The organism is Streptomyces sp. NPDC053069 (assembly GCF_044546895.1).
Lineage (GTDB): Bacteria > Actinomycetota > Actinomycetes > Streptomycetales > Streptomycetaceae > Streptomyces.
The window spans coordinates 655420-677300 of the sequence record NZ_JBITZN010000001.1 but is presented as its reverse complement, the minus strand read 5'-3'; the positions used below and the strand labels follow the sequence as shown (position 1 = coordinate 677300).

22 protein-coding genes are annotated in these 21881 nt (G+C 73.1%); 6 read left to right on the top strand and 16 right to left on the bottom strand.

Annotated features, from left to right (window positions below; genetic code table 11):
• Positions 1–102: 102 nt before the first annotated feature.
• The 3 genes from ACIGXP_RS03040 to ACIGXP_RS03030 form a co-directional block, all read right to left on the bottom strand.
• Positions 103–1257, bottom strand: a complete 1155-nt coding sequence (locus tag ACIGXP_RS03040) for an ROK family transcriptional regulator (RefSeq protein WP_399763254.1) — start codon at positions 1255–1257, stop codon at positions 103–105.
• Between the two features lie 90 nt (positions 1258–1347).
• The gene (locus ACIGXP_RS03035; protein ID WP_363217769.1) at positions 1348–2004 is read right to left on the bottom strand and encodes a response regulator transcription factor; all 657 of its coding nucleotides are present in this window, start codon (positions 2002–2004) and stop codon (positions 1348–1350) included.
• Between the two features lie 14 nt (positions 2005–2018).
• Entirely contained in the window at positions 2019–3173 is a 1155-nt protein-coding gene (locus tag ACIGXP_RS03030; RefSeq protein ID WP_399763566.1) for a sensor histidine kinase, read from the bottom strand.
• Between the two features lie 116 nt (positions 3174–3289).
• On the opposite strand from ACIGXP_RS03030, the gene ACIGXP_RS03025 reads away from it, so the two are divergent.
• From ACIGXP_RS03025 to ACIGXP_RS03015, 3 genes are read left to right on the top strand one after another with little or no spacing between them, the layout of a single operon-like run.
• Entirely contained in the window at positions 3290–4210 is a 921-nt protein-coding gene (locus tag ACIGXP_RS03025) for an ABC transporter ATP-binding protein (RefSeq protein WP_363217770.1), read from the top strand.
• Positions 4211–4212: 2 nt separating this feature from the next.
• Positions 4213–4923: an ABC transporter permease gene (locus ACIGXP_RS03020; protein WP_399763250.1), complete on the top strand. Its 711-nt coding sequence runs from the start codon at positions 4213–4215 to the stop codon at positions 4921–4923.
• 41 nt (positions 4924–4964) lie between these two features.
• Complete coding sequence (locus ACIGXP_RS03015) at positions 4965–5405, top strand: hypothetical protein (RefSeq protein WP_363217772.1); 441 nt, start codon at positions 4965–4967, stop codon at positions 5403–5405.
• 41 nt (positions 5406–5446) lie between these two features.
• Here the strand turns inward: ACIGXP_RS03015 and mug are convergent, their stop codons facing one another.
• The 9 genes from mug to ACIGXP_RS02970 all read right to left on the bottom strand — a co-directional run bounded on the left by mug (position 5447) and on the right by ACIGXP_RS02970 (position 15735).
• Positions 5447–5992 (bottom strand): G/U mismatch-specific DNA glycosylase, encoded by a 546-nt coding sequence (gene mug, locus ACIGXP_RS03010; RefSeq protein ID WP_399763563.1) that lies wholly within the window; start codon positions 5990–5992, stop codon positions 5447–5449.
• Entirely contained in the window at positions 5989–7431 is a 1443-nt protein-coding gene (gene purB / locus ACIGXP_RS03005; protein WP_363217773.1) for an adenylosuccinate lyase, read from the bottom strand. The genes mug and purB overlap by 4 nt, the downstream gene beginning before the upstream one ends.
• 112 nt (positions 7432–7543) lie before the next feature.
• Positions 7544–8332, bottom strand: a complete 789-nt coding sequence (locus tag ACIGXP_RS03000; RefSeq protein ID WP_399763245.1) for an SGNH/GDSL hydrolase family protein — start codon at positions 8330–8332, stop codon at positions 7544–7546.
• Positions 8333–8405: 73 nt separating this feature from the next.
• Positions 8406–9425: a hemolysin family protein gene (locus tag ACIGXP_RS02995; RefSeq protein WP_399763243.1), complete on the bottom strand. Its 1020-nt coding sequence runs from the start codon at positions 9423–9425 to the stop codon at positions 8406–8408.
• Entirely contained in the window at positions 9422–10765 is a 1344-nt protein-coding gene (locus ACIGXP_RS02990; RefSeq protein ID WP_363218378.1) for a hemolysin family protein, read from the bottom strand. Before ACIGXP_RS02990 ends, ACIGXP_RS02995 begins: the two co-directional genes overlap by 4 nt.
• A 152-nt stretch (positions 10766–10917) precedes the next feature.
• A complete protein-coding gene (locus tag ACIGXP_RS02985; RefSeq protein ID WP_363218377.1) occupies positions 10918–11343 on the bottom strand; it encodes a GNAT family N-acetyltransferase in 426 nt (141 codons plus the stop codon).
• A 45-nt stretch (positions 11344–11388) separates the two neighbouring features.
• The gene (locus tag ACIGXP_RS02980) at positions 11389–12276 is read right to left on the bottom strand and encodes an LLM class F420-dependent oxidoreductase (RefSeq protein WP_399763239.1); all 888 of its coding nucleotides are present in this window, start codon (positions 12274–12276) and stop codon (positions 11389–11391) included.
• Positions 12277–12353: 77 nt separating this feature from the next.
• Positions 12354–14921 (bottom strand): ABC transporter permease, encoded by a 2568-nt coding sequence (locus tag ACIGXP_RS02975; protein ID WP_399763236.1) that lies wholly within the window; start codon positions 14919–14921, stop codon positions 12354–12356.
• 4 nt (positions 14922–14925) lie between these two features.
• On the bottom strand, positions 14926–15735 hold the full coding sequence (locus ACIGXP_RS02970; RefSeq protein ID WP_399763234.1) for an ABC transporter ATP-binding protein: 810 nt from the start codon (positions 15733–15735) through the stop codon (positions 14926–14928).
• Between the two features lie 118 nt (positions 15736–15853).
• Between ACIGXP_RS02970 and ACIGXP_RS02965 the strand changes: the two genes are divergently transcribed.
• Positions 15854–16096: a toxin-antitoxin system HicB family antitoxin gene (locus ACIGXP_RS02965; RefSeq protein ID WP_363218373.1), complete on the top strand. Its 243-nt coding sequence runs from the start codon at positions 15854–15856 to the stop codon at positions 16094–16096.
• Between the two features lie 4 nt (positions 16097–16100).
• Positions 16101–16475 (top strand): fic family toxin-antitoxin system, toxin component, encoded by a 375-nt coding sequence (locus ACIGXP_RS02960; RefSeq protein WP_363218372.1) that lies wholly within the window; start codon positions 16101–16103, stop codon positions 16473–16475.
• Here ACIGXP_RS02960 and ACIGXP_RS02955 read toward each other — a convergent pair whose 3' ends face one another.
• The 4 genes from ACIGXP_RS02955 to bioB form a co-directional block, all read right to left on the bottom strand.
• Positions 16476–17165, bottom strand: coding sequence for a class I SAM-dependent methyltransferase (locus tag ACIGXP_RS02955; protein ID WP_399763231.1), 690 nt, complete (start codon positions 17163–17165; stop codon positions 16476–16478).
• Positions 17166–17392: 227 nt separating this feature from the next.
• Complete coding sequence (gene bioD / locus ACIGXP_RS02950) at positions 17393–18109, bottom strand: dethiobiotin synthase (RefSeq protein WP_363218370.1); 717 nt, start codon at positions 18107–18109, stop codon at positions 17393–17395.
• Between the two features lies 1 nt (position 18110).
• Positions 18111–19409: an adenosylmethionine--8-amino-7-oxononanoate transaminase gene (locus tag ACIGXP_RS02945; RefSeq protein ID WP_399763227.1), complete on the bottom strand. Its 1299-nt coding sequence runs from the start codon at positions 19407–19409 to the stop codon at positions 18111–18113.
• Complete coding sequence (gene bioB, locus ACIGXP_RS02940) at positions 19402–20607, bottom strand: biotin synthase BioB (protein WP_399763224.1); 1206 nt, start codon at positions 20605–20607, stop codon at positions 19402–19404. The genes ACIGXP_RS02945 and bioB overlap by 8 nt, the downstream gene beginning before the upstream one ends.
• A 146-nt stretch (positions 20608–20753) precedes the next feature.
• On the opposite strand from bioB, the gene ACIGXP_RS02935 reads away from it, so the two are divergent.
• The gene (locus ACIGXP_RS02935; protein WP_399763222.1) at positions 20754–21881 is read left to right on the top strand and encodes an 8-amino-7-oxononanoate synthase; all 1128 of its coding nucleotides are present in this window, start codon (positions 20754–20756) and stop codon (positions 21879–21881) included.

The following is a 21881-nucleotide window of genomic DNA, read 5'->3' as shown; positions in this document are numbered from 1 at the left end:
CTGCGCGCCCCGCCCCGACGGCGCCGCAGCGGCACGACCACCGCACCCGGCAGATCGCCGCGTCACGCTCAGCGCCGCGTCACGCTCAGCGCCGCGTCACGCTCAGCGCCGCGTCACCGTGCCGTCAACGGCGAAGAGCTGCTCCTCCACATGGTCCAAAGCCAGGCGCAGCGCCCCCGTGGCCACGGCCGCCTCACCCAACAGGGACAACCCCACCCGAGGCGGCCGCAGGCAATAGCGGGCCAGTTCGCGGCGCAACGGCTCCAGGACGCCGTCGAGCCCGGCCGCCCAGCCGCCGATCACGACCAGCTCCGGATCGAGCGCCAGCACCAGCGCGGCCACGTCGTGCACGAGCCGCTGGATGAACCGCTCCACGGCCGCCCGCGCCCGCTGGTCGCCCTGACGGGCCAGCGTGAACACCTCGGCGACCGCCTGCTCGTCCAGCGGGTGCAGCGGCTCGTCGGTGGTGGACAGCAGCGTCTCGGGAGTCGCCTCCCGGCCCAGCAGATGCAGTGCGCCGATCTCCCCGGCCGCCCCGCCGTAGCCGCGGTGCAGCCGGCCGCCGATCAGCGCACCCGCCCCCGGGCTCAGCCCGGCCAGCACGAACACCACGTCGTCCGACCCGGCCGCCGCGCCCTTCCAGTGCTCGGCGACGGCCGCCGCGTTGGCGTCGTTCTCCACCAGCACCGGGCACTTGAAGGAACGGCTGAGCCGCTCACCCAGCCTCAGCCCCGTCCACTGCGGCAGCGCCGTGCCCAGCCGTACCGTGCCGTCGGCCTCCACGATGCCCGGCGTGCCCACACCCACGGCCCGCAGCGAGCCGCGTGCGACCCCGGCCCGCCGCAGCAGCTCGGCGACCGCGCCGCGCAGTCTCTCCAGCCGCTCGTCCGCCGTGGCCGTCTCGTCGACCTCCTTGGCCTGCGAGCCCAGTACCCGGCCGTCCAGGTCGGACAGCAGCGCGGCGACCCGGTGCGGCCCGATCTCCAGGCCCAGCAGATGCCCCGCCTCGGCCCGGAACCGGAACCGGCGCGCGGGCCGCCCCTGACGGCGCGCCGTGCTCTCGTCGGCGGCCGTCTCCACGACCAGCCCGCCCTCGATGAGCCCTTCGACGACCCCCTCCACCGTCGGCCGGGACAGCCCGGTGACCCGGGTGATCTCGGTGAGCGTCGCGCAGTCCGCGGCACGCAGCGCGTGCAGCACCACCGCGGAATTGATCCTTCGCAGCAGCGAGGGATCGCCGCCGGTCAGCTGCGCCACCGTCCGTCCTTCCAGCTCGCGGGCGTGTTGGCCGGATCGTACTCGGCCCGGCGCACCCCGGCGAGTGCCGGGTTCCGCAGCAGCAGCGGCTCACCTCGGCTCGACGAACCCCGACTCGTACGCCACGATCACCGCCTGGGTGCGGTCGCGCGCGCCGAGCTTGGCGAGCACGGCGCTCACATGCGACTTCACCGTCTCCGTGCCCACGACCAGCCGCGCGGCGATCTCCGCGTTCGACAGCCCCCGCGCCATCAGCCGCAGCACCTCCGCCTCCCGCTCGGTCAGCCGGGCCCGCTCCAGCACGGCACGCGCCGGCCGGTCGCCGTCGCCGTACCGAGCGGCGAGACGTCGTACGGAGGCCGGGAACAGCAGCGACTCACCCTCCGCGACCAGCCGCACCGCGTGCACGATCTCGGCCGGGCGGGCCCGCTTCAGCAGAAACCCGTCGGCGCCCGCGCGCAGGGCCTCGTACACGTACTCGTCGTCCTCGAAGGTCGTCACCACGAGGATCTTCGGCGGCTCGGCCACCGTGCGCAGCACCACGCGCGTGGCCTCGATGCCGTCCAGCAACGGCATGCGGACGTCCATGGCGACGACGTCCGGGCGCAGGCGCCGCACCAGCGGGACGACCGCGGCCCCGTCGGCGGCCTCGCCCACCACCTCGATGTCGGGCTGCGCCTCCAGGACGGCCCGCAGACCCGCACGGACCAGGGGTTCGTCGTCGACAAGCAGTACGGTGACCGGCATCCGGCCAGACTAGATCAGCTGATCGGCAGCTCCGCGCGCACCTGCCAGTCGCCCTCGTCCGGGCCGGTCCGTGCGCTGCCTCCGAGCAGGGCGGCCCGCTCCCGTATGCCGCGCAGGCCGCTGCCCCGCCCGGGGCCGGGTACGGCGCCCGGCAGTGGATTGCGCACCTCCAGCGAGAGCCGGCCGCCGGTGACCGCGACGCGGACCCGCACGGGCACGGCGCCCGCGTGCCGCAGCACATTGGTGAGCGCCTCCTGCAGGATCCGGTAGCCCTCACGGGACACCGGCCCGGGTACGGCCGCCACCGGGCCCGTCACCTCGGCGTCGACCTTCGCGCCGGAGGCCCGCGCCGACTCCAGGAGCCGGTCGGCGTCGGCCAGCGTGGGCCGGGCGCTCACCGGCCGCTCGGCCTCCCGCAGCACACCCAGCACCCGCTCCAGGTCCTCCAGGGCCGCCCGCCCGGTCTCCTCGATCGCGTCCAGCGCGCGGTCGGTGAACTCCGGATCGCCCGCCGCCCGCGCCGCGCCGGCCTGCACCACCGCCACCGTCAGGGCGTGCCCGATCGAGTCGTGCAGCTCGCGCGCGATGCGGGTGCGCTCCAGCAGTTGCTCGGTGCGCTCCTCCAGCGCGGCCAGCCGCTCGGCCGCGGAAGGGCCCAGAAGCCGGCGCGCGCAGACGGTGACCAGCTCGCCGAGCCCGACCACCACGCCGTACAGGGCGAGCAGCGGAAGCGGCGTCAGCAGGGCCCAGGCGCGGTGCGGCGGCAGCCCCGCCAGCAGCGGCACCCGGGACGGTGCCCGCCCCCAGGCGCACCGCGCCAGTTCGAAACCGGTGGCGAGCAGCCACACCATGCTGAACATCGCCGCCGCGCCGAGGAGCATCCGCAGCTCCAGCCAGAGCACCGTGCGCCCCCGGTCCCGCCAGGTTGCCGACGGTGCCTCGGAGATTCCCGGATCCGCCTCACCGGGCGTGAGCAGCAGCCGTGCCTGCACGCCCTCGCCCCTGCGCACCGCCGGCACGAGACCGAGCGGGACGAGCATCAGCGCGGGTATCCAGGGCGTCGACATGTCGATGAAGAGCCAGATGCTGACCGCCAGCATCGGCACCCACAGATGCAGCAGGCGCGTGTACGTCGTCCCGCGCAGCAGCGGGCGCAGGAAGCGGAGCATGCGGGCCATGACGCCATCGTCGCAGGCGGCACCGACAACGGGCCTCCCCCGCACGGGGGAGACGCTCCCCACCGGCGGGGGAGGCCCCGACACCCGTGAACGGCAAGGCTGTTGCCATGACCAGCATCGACGTACGCGACCTCAGCAAGGAGTACGGCGGACGGCGGGCCGTGGACCAGCTCACCTTCAGCGTGCGCCCCGGCCGCGTCACCGGCTTCCTCGGCCCCAACGGCGCCGGCAAGTCCACCACCATGCGCCTCGTCCTCGGCCTCGACCGGCCCACCTCGGGCACCGCCACCATCGGCGGCCACGCCTACGCGGCCCTGCGCGAACCGCTGCGCCGGGTGGGCGCGTTGCTCGACGCGCGGGCCGCGCACGGTTCCCGCAGCGCCCGTGATCATCTGCGCGCCCTCGCTGCGAGCAACCGCATCCCGGACCGCCGGGTCGACACGGTGCTGGAGGAGACCGGACTCGCCCAGGTGGCCCGGCGCCGGGTTCGCACCTACTCCCTCGGCATGCGCCAGCGGCTCGGCATCGCCGCCGCCCTTCTCGGGGACCCCGAGGTCGTCCTGCTCGACGAACCCGCCAACGGCCTCGACCCCGAGGGCATCGTCTGGATCCGCACGCTGTTGCGCCGGCTCGCCGGTGAGGGCCGTACGGTCCTGGTCTCCAGCCATCTGATGAGCGAGACCGCCGCCTTCGCGGACCACCTCGTGATCCTCGGACGAGGGCGGCTGCTGGCCGACACGCCGGTCCGGGAGTTCATCCACGCACGCGTACGGCCGCACGTCCGCATCCGCACCAGCGAGCCCGCCGCCCTGGACGACCTGCTCGCCCGCCACGGCCTCGACGCCACCCCGGACCCGGACGGGTCCAGGACCGTGCGGCACGCGAGCGTGGACGACATCGGCCGGCTGATGTCCGAGGCGGGTCTGCCCGTCCTGGAACTCGCCGCACACGAGGCCACCTTGGAGGAGGCCTATCTCGATCTGACCGCTGCCGAGGCCGAGTTCACCGCACTGCCCCAGGAGGCCTGAGCATGGAGTTCGCACCCGTTCTGCACGCCGAGTGGATCAAGATCCGTACGCTGCGCCCGCTCGTCGGCAGCCTGGCCGCCGTCCTCCTCGTCACCACCGGGTTCTCGGCGCTCGCCGCCGCCGGCGCCGCCGGCTCGGATCCGCTGTACTCGGTGTTCTTCGGCGTCGGCCTCGGTCAGATCGCCGCGATCGCCTTCGGTACGACAGCCGTCTCGGCCGAGTTCCGGGGCGGCGCACTACGGCTGACGCTGTCGGCGGTGCCCGACCGCCTGCGGTGGTTCGCCGCCAAGGCCACCGCGATCGCCCTGCCGGTGCTGGCCGTCGGTCTCCTCACCGGGCTGGTCACCCTGCTGGTCGGGAAGGCCGTCCTCGGTACCTCGGGGCCGGTCTGGGGTGAGGGGCTGCGCGGCGCGGTCGGCTGCGCACTGCACCTGACCCTGATGGCGCTGTTCGCGGCCGGGCTCGCGGCGGTGCTGCGCAGCGGTGTCGCGACCCTGTCCATGCTGATCCCGTTCCTGCTGATCGTGTCCTTCGTCATCGGCGACCTGTCCGGAAGCGTCGCCGACTTCCTCCCCGACCGGGCCGGCCAAGTCGCCCTGCACAGCACCTGGGACGGCGCCCTCGGCCCGTGGAGCGGGCTCGCGGTGACCGCGCTGTGGTCGGCGGCCGCCCTGCTGGCCGGCGCGTGGTCCCTGCACCGCAGGGACGCCTGACGGCACGCCAATTGTCAGTGGTGCCCGCTTTACTGGATCGCATGGACATCGCGAACCACCTTGCTGTGATCGACCAGCTGTGCGGCCGGGAGTTTCCGGCGGAGCACGGCAGGACGGACGTCGGCACGGGCGGGCCCGGGTACCTGATAGCCGAGTTAGAGACGAGCGGTGACTTCCACGAGGACGACGGCACCGAGCGGGAGGAGACGCAGGAGCAGTACGAGGCGGACCGGGACGCCCTCGGGGAGCGGCTCGCCGAGCGATGGGGACCGGTCGACGCGTTCAGCCTGTCCAGCACCTTCGAGCGGGCCATGGAAGGGGAGGACGTCGACGAGCCATGGGCCACGCTCGCCTCGCACGTACCCGATGTGCACCTGTGGAAGGCGCCGACGGGCCGCTGGGTCGCCCTGGGCGTGTCCCAGTGGGACGACGAGCTGCCGTTCCAGCTGCTGGCGGTGGTCACGTCCATCGACCCGCCGTGACCGCCAGGCCCGCGACGCCGGGATGATCCAAACGACACCCCCTAGGCCGGCGCCGCGTCCCGCAGCCGGGCGAACTCCTCCGCCATGGTCGCCGTCGTCCAGTGCGCGTTCAGCCCGCTGGGGTTGGGCAGCACCCAGATCCGGCTGTCCCCGATGGTCCGCTCCTGTGGTCCGACCTGCGCGGTACGGTCGCCGAAGGCGGCCCGGTAGGCGGTCACCCCGACCACGGCCAGCCACCCTGGGCGCAGCCGGGTCACCTTCTCGGTCAGCACCAGCCCGCCCTCGGCGTACTCCTCGGCGGTCAGCTCGTCGGCCCGCGCGGTCGCCCGTGCCACGACGTTCGTGATCCCCAGCCCGTACGACAGCAGTTCCCGCTGCTCGGCCGGCTTCAGCAGCCTCGGCGTGAAGCCCGACAGGTGCAGCACCGGCCAGAAGCGGTTGCCGGGACGGGCGAAGTGGTGACCGGTCGCGGCCGTCATCAGTCCCGGGTTGATCCCGCAGAACAGCACACGGAGGCCGTCCGCGACGACGTCCGGTACCAGACGGTCGCGGGCGGCCTCCAGATCCGCCTTCGTCAGGCGGGTCAGAGGATCGCTCCGGGGGTGTAACCGGCGGCCTCCGGGTGCTGCTTGACGATCTCCTCGATCCGGCCGGCGACCACACCGACCTGGTCGGCGGCGGCGCCGGTGAAGGACAGCTTGTCGGCCATCAGCGCGGCGAGCTGCTCGCGTTCGAGGGGGAGCCGCTCGTCGGCGGCGAGCTTGTCGAGCAGGTCGTTGCGCTCGGCGCCCTGCTCGCGCATCGCGAGCGCGGTGGCCACGGCGTTCTCCTTGATCGCCTCGTGCGCGACCTCGCGGCCGACCCCGGCCCGCACCGCGCCCATGAGCACCTTGGTGGTGGCGAGGAACGGCAGGTAGCGGTCGAGCTCGCGGGCGACGACGGCCGGGAAGGCGCCGAACTCGTCGAGGACGGTCAGGAAGGTCTCCAGCAGGCCGTCCAGCGCGAAGAAGGCGTCCGGGAGTGCGACGCGGCGCACCACCGAGCAGGACACGTCGCCCTCGTTCCACTGGTCGCCGGCCAGCTCGCCGGTCATCGAGGCGTAACCGCGCAGGATGACCATGAGGCCGTTGACCCGCTCGCACGAGCGGGTGTTCATCTTGTGCGGCATCGCGGACGAGCCGACCTGGCCCGGCTTGAAGCCCTCGGTGACCAGTTCGTGCCCGGCCATCAGCCGGATCGTCCTGGCCAGCGAGGACGGCGCGGCCGCCAGCTGCACCAGCGCGGTGACGACCTCGTAGTCCAGGGAGCGCGGGTAGACCTGGCCGACCGAGGTGAACGCCTGCGAGAAGCCCAGGTGCCGGGCGATCCGGTTCTCCAGCTCGGCGAGCTTGGCGGCGTCCCCGCCCAGCAGGTCCAGCATGTCCTGCGCGGTGCCGACCGGGCCCTTGATGCCGCGCAGCGGGTAGCGGCCCAGCAGCTCCTCGACCCGGCCGTAGGCGACGAGCAGCTCGTCGGCGGCGGTCGCGAAGCGCTTGCCGAGGGTGGTGGCCTGCGCGGCCACGTTGTGCGAGCGGCCGGCCATGACCAGCTCGGCGTACTCGCCGGCCAGCTTGCCGAGGCGCGCCAGCACGGCGACCGTACGGTCGCGCATCAGCTCCAGCGAGAGCCGGATCTGCAGCTGCTCGACGTTCTCCGTGAGGTCACGGGAGGTCATGCCCTTGTGCACGTGCTCGTGCCCGGCGAGGTCGTTGAACTCCTCGATCCGCGCCTTCACATCGTGCCGGGTGACCTTCTCGCGCTCGGCGATCGAGGCCAGGTCGACGGTGTCGAGGACACGCTCGTAGTCGGCGATCGCCTCGTCCGGCACCTCGATGCCCAGGTCCTTCTGGGCGCGCAGCACGGCGAGCCAGAGCTGCCGCTCCAGCTTCACCTTCTGCTCGGGGGACCAGAGCGTGGCGAGCTCGGCGGAGGCGTAACGTCCGGCGAGGACGTTCGGGATGCGGGGCTTGGCGGGCGCAGAAGTCACGTGTCCAGATTCTACTGGCGGTTTGTGCAGGCCAGCGCCACACCTCGGTTCGGCGGAAGCTACGAGACGTCCGTCACGGACACCTGCCCGCACGACGGCCCCACGGGTGAGGCTATGCCTGGGCCTCGTACGGCAGCAGTTCCGGACGCTTCGGCGGGCGGCCGTCCCCGGAGGAGCGGCCGGTCAGGCGCCGGCCTATCCACGGCAGCAGGTGCTGCCGCGCGAAGCGCGCGTCCGCCGCCCGGCGCGACACCCAGCCCGGCGGGAGCGTGGCCGGCATCGGCACATGCCACTCGGTGTCCTCCGGCTCGTACCCGAGCGCCTGCCACACCGCCTCGGCGACCCTGCGGTGTCCCTCCGCCGTCAGGTGCAACCGGTCCACGTCCCACAGTCGGGGGTCGGCGAGCGAGCGCGCTCCGTACAGGTCGACGACGACCGCGCCGTGCTTGGCGGCCAGCTCGTCCACGCACGCGAACAGCTCCTCCATGCGCGGCCGGAACCGCTCCAGCACGGGGCCCCGGCGGCCGGGGCTGCGCATCAGCACCAGCTGCTTGCAGGACGGCGCCAGCCGCTCCACCGCCTCGGTCAGCAGACCCTTCACGCGGCCCATGTCGCATTTCGGCCGCAGGGTGTCGTTGAGCCCGCCGACCAGGGTGACCACGTCGGCGTTCATGGCCGCCGCCGTGTCCACCTGCTCGTCGACGATCTGCCCGATCAGCTTGCCGCGCACGGCCAGGTTGGCGTACCGGAAGCCCGGTGTCCGGGCGGCCATCCGTGCGGCGAGCAGGTCGGCCCAGCCCCGGTAGGAGCCGTCGGGCAGCAGGTCCGACATGCCCTCGGTGAAGGAGTCGCCGACCGCGACCAGGCTGCCGTAAGGGGGAGGTGTGGGATTCGTCTGCATGGCGTGAGCGATGGTATCCCCGGCTCCATACCCGCCGGTCGGTCGGCCCCGGAACGCCCGGCAGGACCCTGCGTCATCCCGGAGCGGGCTGCCCGAACAGCTGCCGCAGCACGTCCTCCATGGTCACCAGGCCGGCCAGCCGGCCGTCGTCGCCGAGCACCGCCGCCAGATGCGTACGGCTGCCGCGCATCGCGGTGAGCACGTCGTCCAGCGGGGTGCCCTCGCGCACTCGCGCGATGGGCCGCATGTCCCGCAGCCGGAACGCCACGTCCCGCGGCGCGGCGTCCAGCGCGTCCTTGACGTGCAGATAGCCGACGATCCGCCGGCTCGCGTCGACCACGGGGAACCGGGAGAAGCCCGACTCGGCCGACAGCCGCTCCAGCTGCTCGGGGGTGACGCCCACGCGCGCGTACACCACCCGTTCCAGCGGCACCACGACGTCCCGCACGGGCCGGCTGCCCAGCTCCAGGGCGTCGTGCAGCCGCTCCTGCGCCCGGTTGTCGATCAGGCCCGCCTCGCTGGCGTCCTTGACGATCTCGGCGAGTTCGGTGTCCGTGAAGGTCGCCGCGACCTCGCCCTTGGCTTCCACCCTGAGCAGCTTCAGCAGTCCGTTCGCGAAGGCGTTGACCGCAAAGATCACCGGGCGCAGGGCCTGGGACAGGGCGACGAGCGGCGGGCCCAGCAGCAGCGCGCTGCGCACCGGTTCCGCGAGCGCGATGTTCTTGGGCACCATCTCGCCCAGCAGCATGTGCAGATAGGTCGCGAGGGTCAGCGCGATCACGAAGGACACGGCGTGGCCGGCGCTCACGGGGACACCGACGGCGTGGAACACCGGCTCCAGCAGATGCGCGATCGCCGGTTCGGCGACCACACCCAGGACCAGCGTGCACAGCGTGATGCCGAGCTGGGCGGCGGCCAGCAGCGCCGACACGTGCTCCAGGCCCCACAGCACTGCCCTCGCGCGCCGGTCGCCCTCCTGGGCCAGCGGCTCGACCTGTGAGCGGCGTACGGAGATCAGCGCGAACTCGGCGCCGACGAAGAAGGCGTTGACGACCAGGGTCGTCAGCCCGATCAGCAGCTGAACGGCGGTCATCGTGCCTCCTCCGGGGTCTCGTGGGCCTGTTCGTCGTCCAGCGGCGCGTGCAGCAGCACGCGCGCCGCACGGCGGCCCGAGGCGTCCACCACGTCCAGCCGCCAGCCCGCGACCTCGACCGTGTCACCGGTCCGCGGTATCCGGCCCAGCAGGGTCGCGACCAGCCCGGCCAGGGTCTCGTAAGGACCCTCGGGCACCCGCAGGCCCACGCGCGCGAGCTGGTCGGTGCGGGCGGCGCCGTCGGCCGAGTACAGGGCCCGCCCGTCCTCGTCCGCCCCGGCGGGGGCGAGGTCCGGCGTCTCGTGCGGGTCGTGCTCGTCGCGCACCTCGCCGACGACTTCCTCGACGATGTCCTCCAGCGTCGCCACGCCGGCCGTGCCGCCGTACTCGTCGATGACGACGGCCATGGTGCGCCTGCCGCCCAGCCGGTCCAGCAGCCGGTCGACGGTCAGGGACTCGGGCACGAGCAGCGGCTCGCGCATCACCTGGGCGACCGTGCGGTGGCGCCGCTGGTCGGCGGGGACGGCCAGCACGTCCTTGATGTGGGCGGTCCCGACGACCGAGTCCAGGGTGCCCCGGTAGACCGGGAACCGGCTCAGCCCGGTGGCCCGGGTCGCGTTCGCCACGTCCTCGCAGGTGGCCTGGGTGTCGAGGGCGACGACCTGGACGCGGGGGGTCATCACATTCTCCGCCGTCAGGTCGGCCAGGTTCAGCGTGCGCACGAACAGTTCGGCGGTGTCCGGCTCCAGTGCGCCCTCCCTGGCGGAGTGCCGGGCGAGTGCCGCCAGCTCCTGCGGTCCGCGCGCGGAGGCCAGCTCTTCGGCGGGCTCGATGCCGAGCCGGCGCACGAAACGGTTGGCCGTGTTGTTCAGATGCGTGATGAAGGGCCGGAAGGCGGCGCTGAACCAGCGCTGCGGATTGCCCACCCGCCTGGCCACGGCCAGCGGTGAGGAGATCGCCCAGTTCTTCGGCACCAGCTCGCCGACGACCATCAGGAAGACCGTCGACAGGGCCGTACCGAGCACGAGGGCGGCCGAACTCGCCGTGCCGCCCGACAGACCCATCGCCCGGAACGGGCCGGCGAGCAGCTTGGCGATGGACGGCTCGGCGAGCATGCCGACCACCAGATTGGTCACGGTGATGCCGAGCTGCGCGCCGGAGAGCTGGAAGGTCAGGTTCCGTACGGCCTTCAGGGCGCCGGGGGCGCCGCGTTCGCCACGCTGGGCGGCTCGCTCCAGCTCACCGCGCTCCACCGTGGTCAGCGAGAACTCCGCGGCGACGAAGGCGCCACAGGCGAGCGCCAGCAGGATCGCCACCAGAAGCAGGAGCACTTCGGTCATCGGGTCACCCCCGTCCCATGCTCGGACAGGGCAGGACGGGACGCGCGGTGGCGCGTACTGGGAGGGTCGCCCATGGGCGGACGCTCACAACCTTTCATGGAGGGCCGAGTGCTCCCTCAATGGTAAAGGATGAGCAAAAGAAGGTCGGCGGCTCAGTCGGTGAGCGGCTTCACCCAGCGCCGCCAGTGCTCCTCCGGGCCGTAACCGGCGGCGCTCCAAGCGTGCTGCGCCCGCTCGTTGCGGACCAGCACCATCGCGTCCGCACGCCGCCCGCCGAGCCGTACGAACCGCTCCTCGGCGGCGGCCAGCAGCGCCGAGCCGATGCCCTGCCGGCGCCGCCGCGGATGTACCGCGAGCCGGTACAGATGGCAGCGCCAGCCGTCGAAGCCCGCGATCACCGTGCCCACCAGCTCGCCGTCCTGCTCGGCGAGGATCAGGGCCTCCGGGTCGCGGGCGACCAGCCGCTCCACCCCGTCCCGGTCGTCGCTGATGCTGGTGCCCTCGGCGGCCGTCTTCCAGAAGGCGAGGACGGTGTCGAGGTCGGCCTGCGCCGCCGGGCGTATACACAGGTCAGTCATGTGATCATCGGATCACGGAGGGGGTGGCCCGGGTGTGGATTTCCATCATGCGGACTCCTCGCGCAGCCGCCCCATCACCGGCGCGAAGGCCTCCATGTACGGCTCCAGGACGGTCAGGTACGAGAAGCCGAACCGCTCGCGCTGCGCCCGCACCCGCGCGACGACGTCGTCCAGCGGGCCGGCCAGCACGATGGGCAGAGCCAGTGCGTCGTCCAGGGTCAGCTGCGACTGCCGCTCCAGGAGCGGCTTCAGCACCGGTCCGGGGTCGTCCGTGACCGCCACGAGCTGGACGAGCAGGTTCAGTTCCGCCTCTTCCGCCCGGCCCGCCGCGAGGCTCCGGTAGCGCGCCACCCGCTCGTCCAGCTCCTCGGCGGTGAGCGGCTCCAGCCCGCCCGGTGTCCTCCCCGGCCGGGCTCCGGTGAAGGCCGCGATGTCCGCGTGCTCGGCGGTCAGCCGCAGCATCCGGTCGCCGTTGGCGCCGATCAGCAGCGGCACCCGGGACTGGGCGCAGCCAGGCTCGTGATCCGGGGAAGCGAGCAGCCGGTCGAGCTCCGCCACCGTACGGCGGAGGTGGTCCACCCGCTCGCCCGGCGAGCCGTACGGCAGCCCGGCCGCCTCGTGCTCGGCCGGAACGTACCCGGTGCCGAGGCCGAGTTCGAGGCGCCCGCCGGTCAGCGCGTCCGTGGTCGCCACCTCGCGGGCCAGCAGCGCCGGGTTCCAGAATCCCGCGTTGAGCACGAACGTGCCCAGCCGGGGGCGCTCGGTCGCCTCGGCCGCCGCGACCAGCGCCGGGAACGGGGCGACCATGCCGAGGTGATCCGGGACGAGGATCACGTCGTACCCCAGCTCCTCGGCGCGCCGGCACTTCGCGCGCCACTCGGCGGCGGGCGCGGGCGTGAGCAGATTGACCCCGAAGCGGAACGGACGCGGCATGAACTCTCCTCGTGGGCAGGTGACTTGATCCTGGCCCTGGGATTCCATCACGTCCGCCGCACGCTCAGCAGGGCGCCTCACTCGTGGGCGATCGCCGCCAGCACGTTCATCCGTGACGCCCGCAGCGCCGGCAGCAGAGCCGCCACCACGCCCACCACCGCCGCACCGATGACGACGGCGACGATCGTCGTCCAGGGGAACGCCAGCGCCGTCAACCCGCGCAGGGCCAGCACCTGCTGCATGCACACGCCCCACACGAGCCCCAGCGCCAGCCCGAGCACCGCACCGAACACCGCGATCACCACCGATTCCAGCCGGATCATCCGGCGCAGCTGCCGCCGCCCCAGCCCGATGGCGCGCAGCAGCCCGATCTCGCGGGTGCGCTCCACCACCGACAGGGCGAGGGTGTTGACCACACCGAGCACGGCGATGACGATCGCCAGGCCGAGCAGCGCGTACACCAGGTACAGCAGGACGGCGATCTGGTTGTGGACCAGGTCCTTGTAGTCGGTCTGATCGCGCACCTGCACCTGCGGGAACGGCGTGAGCGCCCCTTCCAGGCGGGGCCGCAGGTCCTGCGGTTTCGTTCCGGTGGCCGCGTTGACGTAGAGCGCGGAGTCCTGGGCGCCGGGCGCGAACTTCGCGAGGGTCGCCAGGCCGAAGTAGATGCCGCCCTCGGTGCCGAAGCCCTCCGTCGTGGCCTGGTCGGTGAGTGCCGAGACGGTCAGCTCGGTGTGCCGTCCGCCCGGGAACTCGACCGGCACGACGCTGCCGACGCGCACACCGTGGTCCCGGGCGAAGTCCGCGTCCATGGCGAGGTGCCCGGCCGCGAGCGCGGCCCGCGAACCGCCCTGCGCGTAGGTCATGTGCAGGACGTCGTCGAGCCCGGGTCCGTAGGCGGCGGCGGTCGTCCGGACCGGGTCTCCCTTCGGCAGCCGTACGGCGACCGGGGTGAGCCGCTGCGGAACGACGAGCCCGACGCCACGCGTGCGCGCCACGCCGTCCCGCACCTCCTTGGTGAACGGAGCGAAGTTGGTGTTCTGGACGATGAAGTCGGCGCCGAGGTTCCTGTCGATCTGCTGGTCGAACGACGCCGACATCGAGGCGCTCGCCACCGACATCCCGCCGACCAGGGCCAGGCCCACCATGAGGGCGGCGGCCGTGGCACCCGTACGACGCGGATTGCGCAGGGCGTTGCGCTGGCTCATCCGGCCGACCGGGCCGAACAGCGCGGGAAACGCACCGCCCAGGACCCGGATCACCGGCCGCACCAGCAGCGGGCCGGCGACCACGGTCGCGATCAGCGTCAGGACCACGCCGAGACCCAGCAGCGAGGCCGCCTGCGCGATCTTCGTGGCCGCCGCACACCCGGCCAGCGCCGCCACCCCGGCCGCCCCGACCACCGCCCCGACGACCGCCCGCACCGTCAACGGCTTGCCCACACCGGCGACCTCGGCGTCGGCGAGCGCCGCCATCGGCGAGACGGCCGCCGCGCGCCGCGCGGGCAGATAGGCGGCCACGAAGGTGACGCCGAGACCGACGACGTACGCCGCGACGGGCGTGCCCCAGCCGATGACCATCTCCGTGGCCTTCAGGTTCATCCCGAACGCGCTCATCAGCCGGATCAGCCCCAGCGCGAGCCCGATACCGGCCAGCAGGCCGAGTGTCGAACCGACCAGCCCGAGCAGCAGCGCCTCCGTCAGCACCGAGCGCCGCACCTGCCTGCGGTCCGCGCCCAGCGCCCGCAGCAGTCCCAGCTCGCGCGTGCGCTGCGCGATCAGCATGGAGAAGGTGTTGACGATGAGGAACACGCCCACGAGCAGCGCGACACCGGCGAAGCCCAGCATCACGTACTTGATCACGTCGAGGAAGGTGCCGAGGCCGGCCGCCGCCGACTTGGCCTGTTCGCCGGCGGTTTTCAGGTCGTAGGTGCCGGTGCCGATCGCCTGGCCGACACGCTGCTTGAGCTGCGCGTCGGTCACTCCCGGCGCCGCGTCCGCCGTGATGCTGGTCGCCTGTGCGGCCGACCCGAGGAGTTCCCGGCCCGCGACCGCCGGGTCCAGGAAGACCAGGGCGGCGCCGGGGTTGGTGGTGGTGAACGTGGCGATGCCGACCACCCGCACCCGGAACGTGCCCGGCTGTGCCTGCACGGTCAGCGTGTCGCCGATCCGTACGTGCCGCTTGCCGGCCGTGTCGGCGTCCAGCAGCGCCTCACCCGCACCCCGCGGCGCATGGCCGGAGGTGAGCTGCACCGGGCTGCGATGCGTGACGTACCAGGCCATCGTGAGCGTCGGTGCGCCCGTGGTCGGGCCGACGGGCTTGTTGCGGGCGTCGACCACCACGGCGTTCTCCACCGACACCTCGGCGCGGGCCGCCGCGACGCCGTCGACCTTCGCCACGCGGTCCCGCAGCGCGGCGGGCAGGGTCTGCACCGCACCGCTCAGCCGGGCCGACCGCAGATCCTGCTTCGGCTGGACCGTCACATCGGCGGCGGTGGAGGCGAACAGCCGGTCGAAGGTACGCGTCACGGTGTCGGAGAAGATCAGACTGCCCGCGACGAACGCCACGGACAGGATCACGGCCAGTGCGGACAGGGCGAGCCGCCCCTTGTGCGCGAGGAAGCTCCTCAGGGTCGCTTTCAGCACCGGGTCAGCCCTCCTGGACGGTACCGTCGCCGAGCCGGCCCCGGACCACGTCGAACTGCTTCATCCGTTCCAGTACGGCGTCCGCCGTCGGCTGTGCCATCTCGTCCACGATCCGCCCGTCGGCCAGGAAGAGGACGAGGTCGGAGTGGGCGGCGGCGCCCGGGTCGTGCGTGACCATGACGACCGTCTGCCCGAGATCGTCCACCGCGTCGCGCAGGAAGCCCAGCACCTCCAGACCGGCCCGCGAGTCGAGGTTCCCGGTCGGCTCGTCCGCGAAGATCAGCTCCGGCCGGGAGGCCAGCGCCCGCGCGCAGGCGACCCGCTGCTGCTGACCGCCGGAGAGCTGGGCGGGCCGGTGCGTCAGCCGCGCGCGCAGCCCCAGCGTGTCGATGACCTGGTCCAGCCACTGCTCGTCGGGCTTCCGGCCCGCGATGTCCATCGGCAGGGTGATGTTCTCGGCGGCCGTCAGGGTCGGGATCAGGTTGAACGACTGGAACATGAACCCGACCCGGTCCCGCCTGAGCCGGGTCAGCTCCCGTTCCTTCAAACCGGTGATCTCGGTGTCGCCCAGCCACACCTGACCGGCCGACACCGTGTCGAGGCCCGCCAGACAGTGCATGAGCGTGGACTTCCCCGACCCCGAGGGGCCCATCACGGCGGTGAAGCGGCCGCGCGCGATGTCCACGTCCACCGAGTCCAGGGCGATCACGGCCGTCTCGCCGGAGCCGTAGGCCTTGGTCAGTCCGCGGGCGCGGGCCGCGATTCCGCCGTTCGGCGTGCGGCCCGGGGCGTGCTGCGCAGCTGGTGTGGACAAGACAGCCTCCCGGTCGTTCGAACCGCCCGTTCCCGGGCGAGCGTAAGGGACAGGCCGACCCGGCGCAGCGCGTACGCGCGCCCTTGTCTTGCTAGCACCTCGGCGCTAGCGTCGAAGCATGGCGAAGACCCAGCTGAACGTGCGCGTGGACGAGGGCACCGCCCGCGCGGCCCGCGAACGCGCCCTGGCCCGTGGCATCAGCGTCAACCGCTATATCGAGGAGCTGGTCAGACAGGACACCGGTGAGGCCGGCCGTACGTTCGTCGAGGCCGCCGCCGACTTCATGAAGCAGTACGAGTCCGTGTTCGCCGAGGAGTTCACCGAGACCCCCCGCGGTGCCGGCACCGGGGACGGCCGCTGATCCCTTGAACGAGCTCAGCATCGACCTCGCCTGGCTCCTCATGCTCGCCGAGCAGAAGACGCCCGGGGACCCGCAGGTCACCGACTGGGGCGCACTGGTCGCCGCCGTCGCCCGGCACCGCGCCGAGATATTCGGCGTGCCGGTCTACGACAACCCGCACGCCCGCGCCGCCTCCCTGCTCCAGCTGCTGGTCCATCTGCCGGCGCTGGAGCGCTCCAACGCGCTGTTCGCCTCGGCGGTCGCCTACGCCTACCTGGTCGCCAGCGGCGTGAAGGTGGTCACCACGCCCGAGCAGGTGCGCGACCTCGCCCGGCTGGTGAAGGAGGGCGCGGCCGACGTGGACGACATCGCGCGGGAGCTGCGGCGCTGGAGCCTGTGATCAGCGCGTGAACGGCTCGTCCGGGCGCCAGGCGACGCCGAGCGTGCAGTACGACGCCGGCAGCGCCGGACCCCTCTGCGGCATCATCACGCACCGGTGGGGGCCGAGGGCGAACCCGGCCTCGCGCAGCGCGGCCACCGGCCGGCGGGCCACGTGACATCCGCCGGTCAGCAGGGGCCACACGGTCCGGTCCAGCGTGCGCTGGGTCAGTGTCATCAGCGGGCCACCGCCCCGGCCGTGTTCGAAGAACCGCACCTGGCCGCCCGGCCTGAGCACCCGCCGCACCTCGCCCAGCGCCCGCGGTACGTCCCGCACGCTGCACAGCACCAGGGACAGCACCACCGCGTCGAAGGCCTCGCTCTTGACCGGCAGCGCCTCTGCGGCGCCCGGCACCACGTCGACCGGGACCTGGGCGCGCAGGGCCGACTCCAGCGCCAACTTCCTGAGCAGCGGCTCCGGTTCGATCGCCACGACCTCCGCGACGGTGCCCGGATAGTGCGAGAAGTTCAGCCCGTTGCCGGCGCCTATCTCGATCACCCGTCCGGACAGCCCGGCGAGCAGCCGCTCGCGCACCCCGGCCATGCCCAGCCGGGTCTCGGCGCTCACGCTGTACCGGGCGTAGCAGCGGGCGGACAGCGGATGGTGCACGGGACTGCGCGCGACCTTGCCGGAACCGGACAGCAGCCGCATGGCGAACCTCCCCGACGGACGACAGGGCCTAGGACGACAGGGCCTAGGGGGAGTGTCCCCCGCACAACGCCTCCACATCCCCGCCACCCGCCCCGGACTCCGCCTCGCCCGCCCACCATCCGACTCGGTCGGCTGGAGGACGGGCCCACTACGCGGCTCGGGCGGCTGGAGGGTGGGCCTGCTGGGTGGCTCCGGCCCGGAGGGCCGTGCTCGGGGCGGCGCTGCCGTTACGGTGCCTCGCGGACCTGGAATGCTTCCGCGTCCCAGGTTCCGCCCAGGCGGGGGGCCAGCCAGGTCGGTGCCGCTGTGCGGAAGTCGGCAGGTGCCAGCGCCCCCGCCCCGGAGGGGATCGCGCCGAGGAGGGGGGCCGCTGCGACCTCCGGCAGCTCGGTGACGTTGCAGCGGGTGGCGAGGTCGGGCGAGCCGGGCCAGCTGCCGATCACGATGCCCGCCAACTCCAGCCCCCGGCGCCGTAGTTCGAGCGCCGTCAGTTCCGTCGTGTTGAGCGTGCCCAGACCGGCCTGGGTGACGACCAGCACCGGGGCGTCCAGCAGCCGCGCCGCGTCGGCCAGGGTGCCGCCGGCCGCGTCGAACCGGACGAGCAGCCCGCCCGCCCCCTCGACCAGCACCAGATCGTGGTCGGCGGCCAGCTTCCCCGCCCGGTCGGCCACCTCGTGCGGGTGTACGGGCGCCATGCCCGCCCGCCGGGCCGCCGTACCGGGCGCCAGCGGCTCCGGATAGCGGGCCAGTTCCGCGGCCGTCACCGGACCCGCGAGCCACGCGACCTCGTCGGCGTCCCCGCGCTCGTCCGGCCCCACCCCCGTCTGGGCGGCCTTCAGCACGGCCACCGAGCGTCCGGCCGCGAGCGCCGCCGCGGCGACGGCGGCGGTGGTGACGGTCTTGCCGATCTCCGTACCCGTCCCCGTGATCACCAGTACCGGCATGTCATCCCTCCCGCGCCGCGGCGCACACCGCGCGCGCGATCCTTGTCACGTCCTCGTCCGAGGTGATGTACGGCGGCATCGTGTAGATCAGGTCGCGGAACGGGCGCAGCCACACGCCCTCCCGTACGGCGGCCGCGGTGGCCGCGGCCATGTCCACCTCGTGGTCGAGCTGGACGACGCCGATCGCGCCGAGGACGCGGACGTCCCGGACGCCGGGCAGCTCACGGGCCGGCGCCAGGCCCTCCCACAGACCCGCCTCGATCCGCTTGACCTCCGCCCGCCAGTCCTGGCCCAGGAGCAGTTCGATGGAGGCGCAGGCCACGGCCGCCGCCAGCGGGTTGCCCATGAAGGTCGGCCCGTGCGCGAGCACCGGCACCTCGCCCCTGGAGATCCCGTCCGCGACCCGTGCGGTGCACAGCGTCGCCGCCAGCGTCAGATAACCGCCGGTCAGCGCCTTGCCCACGCACATCACATCCGGGGTGACGCCCGCGTGCTCCGCCGCGAACAGCGCACCGGTGCGGCCGAAGCCGGTGGCGATCTCGTCGAACACCAGCAGTACGCCGTGCGCGTCGCACGCCTCGCGCAGCACCCGCAGATACGCGGGGGAGTGGAAGCGCATCCCGCCCGCCCCCTGCACGACCGGCTCCACGATCACCGCGGCCAGCTCGTCCGCGTGCCGGGCGACCAGTTCGCGCAGGTGGTCGGCGTACGACTCCTCGTACTCAGCCGGCGGGGCGTCGGCGAACAGCTGGCGCGGCAGCACGCCCGACCACAGCGCGTGCATCCCGCCCTCGGGGTCGCACACGGACATCGGGTTCCAGGTGTCTCCGTGGTAGCCGCCCCGCCAGGTCAGCAGCCGCTGCTTGCCGGGCCTGCCGACCGAGCGCCAGTACTGCAGGCACATCTTCACCGCGACCTCGACCGACACCGAGCCGGAGTCGGCCAGGAAGACATGCTCCAGGCCTTGTGGCGACATGTCGACAAGGTGCTTCGCGAGCCGTACGGCGGGCTCGTGCGTGAGCCCGCCGAACATCACGTGGCTCATCCGCCCGAGCTGCTCGTGCGCCGCCTCGTTGAGGACCGGGTGGTTGTAGCCGTGGATCGCCGACCACCAGGAGGACATGCCGTCCACGAGGTCGTCCTGGGCCCCGTCGGCGAGCCGCAGTCTCAGACGGACCCCGCTCGCCGACTCCACCACCAGCGGTTCGGCACGTCCGGGCATCGGGCCGTACGGGTGCCACACATGCCGTCGGTCGAGCTCCAGCAGCTCGGGCACGCTCAGGGCGGCCAGGTCAGGCATTGGGCGCGAGGTCCGTTCCGGCGCCCCGGCGGCGGACGGCCACGAGGTCGGTGCGCGCCTCCTGGGAGGCCGGCGCGGTCGCCGTACCGCACGCCTCCGCGCCCCCGCTCCCGCACGCCTCCGCGCCCTCGTGCGAGCCGCAGACGGAGCCGCAGCCGGCGCTCCCGTGCGAGCCGCAGCCGCCCGCGGCCTCCACCCGGTGCTCCGGCAGCGTCACCTCGCCGGCGCCCTCCACCTCGAAACCGGCGTCCGCGATCATCTCCAGGTCGGCCTTGCCGGCCTGGCCCTCGCTGGTCAGGTAGTCGCCGAGGAAGATCGAGTTGGCCAGGTGCAGCGCGAGCGGCTGCATCGTGCGCAGATGGACCTCACGGCCGCCCGCGATACGGACCTCCACGTCCGGGCAGACGAACCGGACCATCGCGAGGATCCGCAGGCAGCGCTGCGGGGTGAGGTTCCACTCCTTGGCCAGCGGGGTGCCCTCGAACGGGATGAGGAAGTTCACCGGAACGGAGTCCGGGTCCAGTTCACGCAGCGAGAAGACCACGTCCACCAGGTCCTCGTCGCTCTCGCCCATGCCCGCGATCAGACCGGAGCAGGCGGACAGGCCGGCCGCGTGCGCCTTGTTCACCGTGTCCACCCGGTCGGCGTAGGTGTGGGTGGTGGTGATGTCCCCGTAGGTGGACTCCGAGGTGTTGAGGTTGTGGTTGTAGGCGTCCGCGCCCGCGTCGCGCAGCCGCTCGGCCTGGCCGTCGGAGAGCAGACCGAGGCAGGCGCAGACCTCGACGGCCTCGTTCTGCTCCTTGATCGCCTTGATGGTCTCCGAGACGCGCTCCACGTCCCGGTCCGTCGGGCCGCGTCCGCTGGCCACCAGACACACCCGCTTGGCGCCTCCGGCCAGGCCCGCGGCGGCCGCCTGGGAGGCCTCGTCGGGCTTGAGCCAGGTGTACTTCAGGATGTCGGCCTTGGAGCCGAGGCGCTGGGAGCAGTAGGAGCAGTCCTCCGGGCACAAGCCGGACTTGAGGTTGACCAGGTAATTCAGTTTCACGCGGCGGCCGAACCAGTGCCGGCGCACCTTGCCGGCCGCGGCCACCACATCGAGCACATCGTCGTCGGAGGTGGCCAGTACGGCGAGTGCTTCCTCGCGGGTCGGCAGCTCGCGCCGAAGCCCCTTGTCCACCAGCGTGTTCAGCAGGTCCATGAGGCCCGATCTTGTCCTACGGGACCGCCCCGGGCCAAGGAGAGTTTGCACAACGGAGACGGTTCACCGTGTGGGTATTGCCACACCCTGGGGGGCTGGTCCTGCCGCTAGTGTCTGTCCGCTACCTACAAAACATCGGAGGAGCCATGGCGTTCGGCTGGATCGCGGAGCAGGCGGAGGCGCGTCGTCGCGCCGGACTCGTACGGACCCTGCGCCCGCGCCCGGCCGAGTCGCCGCTGCTGGATCTGGCGAGCAACGACTACCTGGGCCTCGCCCACCACCCCGAGGTCACCGAAGGGGCCGCGCGGGCGGCCCGGGTCTGGGGCGGCGGCTCGACCGGCTCCCGGCTGGTCACCGGCACCACCGAGCTGCACACCGAGCTGGAGCGCGAGCTTGCCGCGTTCTGCGGCTTCGAGGCGGCGCTGGTGTTCTCCTCCGGCTACGCCGCCAACCTGGCCGCGGTCACCGCGCTCGGCCCGCACGGCTCGCTGATCGTCTCCGACGCCGGCAACCACGCCTCCCTCATCGACGGCTGCCGGCTCGCCCGGGGCGGCAGGCAGGTCGTCGGGCACGCCGACCCCGAGGCGGTGCGCAAGGCCCTGGCCGGCCACCAGGGAGCGGCGATCGTCGTCTCCGACACGGTCTTCTCGGTCGACGGCGACCGGGCGCCGCTGGCCGAGCTCGCGGAGGCGTGCCGGGAGTACGGCGCGGGGCTGGTCCTGGACGACGCGCACGGGCTCGGGGTGCTGGGCGACGGCGGCCGGGGCGCGCCGTACGCGGCCGGGCTGGCCGGCGCCCCGGACGTGGTGGTCACGGCCACCCTGTCCAAGTCGCTCGGCAGTCAGGGCGGCGTGGTGCTCGGCCCGGCGCCGGTGATCGACCACCTGGTCAACGCGGCCCGGACCTTCATCTTCGACACGGGCCTGGCTCCGGCGGCGGCAGGGGCCGCGCTCGCGGCGCTGCGGCTGCTCGTCCGCGAACCGCAGCGCGCGGCGCGCGCCCGCGAGGTGGCCGCCGAACTGCACGCACGGCTGACCGCCGCAGGTCTGGAGGCGGTGCGTCCGGACGCCGCGGTGGTCTCCGTGCGGGCGCCGTCCCCGGACCAGGCCGTGCGCTGGGCGGCCGACTGCCGTACGGCGGGGCTGGCCGTGGGCTGCTTCCGTCCTCCTTCCGTGCCCGACGGCATCTCACGGCTGCGGCTGACCGCCCGCGCGGACCTGTCCGGGGCCGAGATCGAACGCGCTGTACGTGTGATCGGCGAAACGCGACCATGA